General features: G+C 66.7%; 2 protein-coding genes. Both read left to right on the forward strand.

Translation table 11 applies throughout. The features are described 5' to 3' along the window. On the forward strand, nucleotides 1–2,894 hold a 2,894-nt coding region (locus ABH937_RS38115; protein ID WP_280695013.1), incomplete at its 5' end, for a type I polyketide synthase. Nucleotides 2,895–2,940: 46 nt separating this feature from the next. Then, nucleotides 2,941–3,132, forward strand: a 192-nt coding sequence (locus ABH937_RS38120) for a beta-ketoacyl synthase N-terminal-like domain-containing protein (protein ID WP_280695014.1), incomplete at its 3' end; no start/stop codon positions are given.

Consider the following 3,132-nt stretch of genomic DNA (forward strand, 5'->3'; position numbering starts at 1 on the left):
ACACCGACACCAACTGGAACACCGTCTTCGCCGGGACCGGCGCCCACCGGGTCGACCTACCCACCTACCCATTCCAACACGAACGCTACTGGCTGCCGGCCTCGGCCCCCGCTGGCGACGCGACCGACCTGGGCCTGGACTGCGCAGACCACCCAATGCTCAGCACGACGGTGGACGTGGCAGGCGGCGACACCGTCGTCCTCTCCGGCCGGGTGTCGCTGCGCACCCATCCGTGGATCGCCGATCACGTCGTGCTGGGCAAGGCGCTGCTACCGGGGGCAGCCTTCGTCGACCTGGCACTCCACGCCACTCGGCAGGTCAACTGCGCCCTTGTCGACGAACTCACACTGACCACACCGCTGGTAATCCGCGAAGACGACGACATCCAGATCCAAGTCATCATCGACGCTCCCGACGAGACCGCACGACGTTCGCTGAGCATCCACTCGCGCGCGGTCAAGTCCCAGACCGGCACCCACCGACAGTGGACCCGCCACGCCCAGGGCACGATAAGCCCCGGCGATGCCACCACGCCGCCCCCCGCGGACGTCCGCCCGCCAGCCGACGCCGTGGAGGTCGACCTCGACGACGTCTACACCAGGCTCGCTGCGCAGGGCTACCAGTACGGCCGGGTGTTTCAGAACCTGCGCCGACTCTCACGCCACCAAGACAGCATCTACGCCGAGGTGGCGCTGGCCGAGGAAGACCGCGTCGAGGCGGCGCGCTTCGTCCTGCACCCGGCACTGCTCGACGCAGCCCTGCACGCGCTACTGCCCGGCGTGGCGGACATCGCGCTCCAACCCATGATGCCCTTCTCCTGGTCCGGGATCCGCGTGTTCCAGGCCAACGCCACCGCTGTGCGGGCACGACTCGTACTCAAGCGATCCGACGACACGACCACAGCGGTCAGCCTCCAACTCACCGATGACGCGGGCCTGCCCGTGGCAGCGATCGACGAACTGCGGCTGCGCCCGCTATCCCCGGGAGACCTGCTGACGGCGAGCGGCCGGTCCACAGAGGGCCTGTTCTGCCTGCGTTGGATCCCTGTGCCGCTCACCAACGCCCCCGAGCCAGAAAACACCTGGGCAGTCCTCGGCCAAGCTGACCACCCCACCGCCACCCGTACCTACACCGGCCTCACGGCTCTGCAGCAGGCGATCGACGACGGTGAGCCCGTGCCCCCGACAGTGCTGCTGCCCATGACCTCTCTCCTTCCTTCCAACGGTCCCGCCCGCGACGACCTCGTCGTCCAAGCCAGGCAGGCCCTGAACCGGCTGCTCGAGACGGTGCAGACCTGGCTGGCCGACGACCGGTTCGCCGCCGCGCACCTGGTCGTGCTCACCAACAGCGCCGTCGTCGCCGACCCGCAAGACGCCATCGACCTTGCCCTCGCTGGCACCTGGGGCATGCTGCGCTCGGCCCAGGCCGAGCACGAGGACCGGTTCACCCTCATCGACATCGACGACCACACCAGCACACGTGACGTCCTTGGAGCCGCAGTGCTCACCGGTGAACCCCAACTGCTCATCCGGGCCGGCAAGGCATTCGTCCCAAGGCTCGTCCCCGCCGAACCCGACACATCCACCGAGTCCCTTCCGACCAGCCGGGACTGGGAAAACGGCACGGTGTTGATCTCGGGTGGTACGGGTGCTTTGGGGGCGGTTTTGGCCAGGCACCTTGTCGTGGAGTACGGCGTGCGTCATCTGCTGCTTCTCAGTCGGCGGGGTCTCGACAGTCCGGGCGCTGAAGCGTTGGGGGAGGAGTTGGCTGGGCTGGGTGCCGAGGTCCGTATCGTCGCGGTCGATGCTGCGGACCGTCAGGTGCTGGCTGCTTTGCTCGCCACGGTGCCCGAGGAGCATCCGTTGAGTGTTGTGATTCATACCGCGGGTGTCCTGGAGGATGCCACGCTCACGTCGCTGACTCCGGCTCAGCTGGAGGCTGTGATGCGGCCCAAGGTCGATGGTGCGTGGAACTTGCACGAGTTGACCGAGAACGCAGGCTTGTCGGCGTTCATCATGTACTCCTCCATTGCTGGAATCATCGGTGCTCCGGGACAGGCCAACTACGCGGCCGCCAACACCTTCCTGGATGCCCTCGCCCACCACCGCCGCCACCACGCACTGCCCGCCCAGTCCTTGGCCTGGGGATTGTGGGACATGCGGTCAGGCTTGGCCGGCGCGCTGTCCGAGGGCGACGTGGCCCGGTGGACCCGAAGCGGTGTCACACCGCTCACCGCGGAGCAGGGGCTGCGACTGTTCGACCAGGCACTCAAGCTCCGCGACCCCGTCCAGGTCCTCAACCGAGTCGACATCGCGGCCCTACGTCCTGCCGTGCATCTCCCCGCGCCACTGCGTGGCCTTGCACCCAGTCCCGCAGCAGCCCCCCGGCCGGCAACACTGGCGCAACGCCTGGCCCAGCTGCCGCAGATGGAACAGCAGCAACTACTGATCGACCTCGTCCTCGCAAAGGCCGCCACTGTGCTGGGACACACTGACCCCACCGCGATCGGCACAACCGATTCCTTCAACGAGCTCGGCTTCGACTCTCTCACCGCAATCGAGCTGCGCAATCAGCTCAACAGCGCCACCGGACTGAGCCTGCCCACTACGGTGATCTTCGATTACCCCGACCCCGACGCACTGGCCACATACCTGCACGGTGCACTCATCGTCGACCACGCCCCCTCGTCTCCCGCCGATCCGGTACTGGCCGACCTTGCCAGATTGAAGGCCGTGCTACCTACAGCGCTGTCCGACGCGACTGCTCTTAAGAGCATCGCCACCCAGCTCAGAGAACTGCTGGATCTAGCCGATGGCGCCCACGGTTCCCGCGACAGCGACCTCGATTCCGCGAGTGACGAAGAGGTCTTCGCCATCATCGACGAACTCGACTGAACTCACCCATGTACCCGGTCCCCATGACATAGGGAGCTGAGACCACGTGACTGACGAGAATGAACTCCGCCGGTACCTCAAGCGTGCGGTGGCAGATGCTCGCGTCTCTCGTGAGCGTCTGCACGCTCTCGAAGAGAAGGACCATGAGCCGGTTGCGGTGGTGGGGATGGCGTGTCGGTATCCGGGTGGTGTGGGTTCGCCGGAGGGTCTTTGGGGGTTGGTGGATTCGGGTGTTGAC

Source organism: Kitasatospora sp. GAS1066B (genome assembly GCF_041262605.1).
In the GTDB taxonomy this organism is placed as follows: domain Bacteria; phylum Actinomycetota; class Actinomycetes; order Streptomycetales; family Streptomycetaceae; genus Kitasatospora.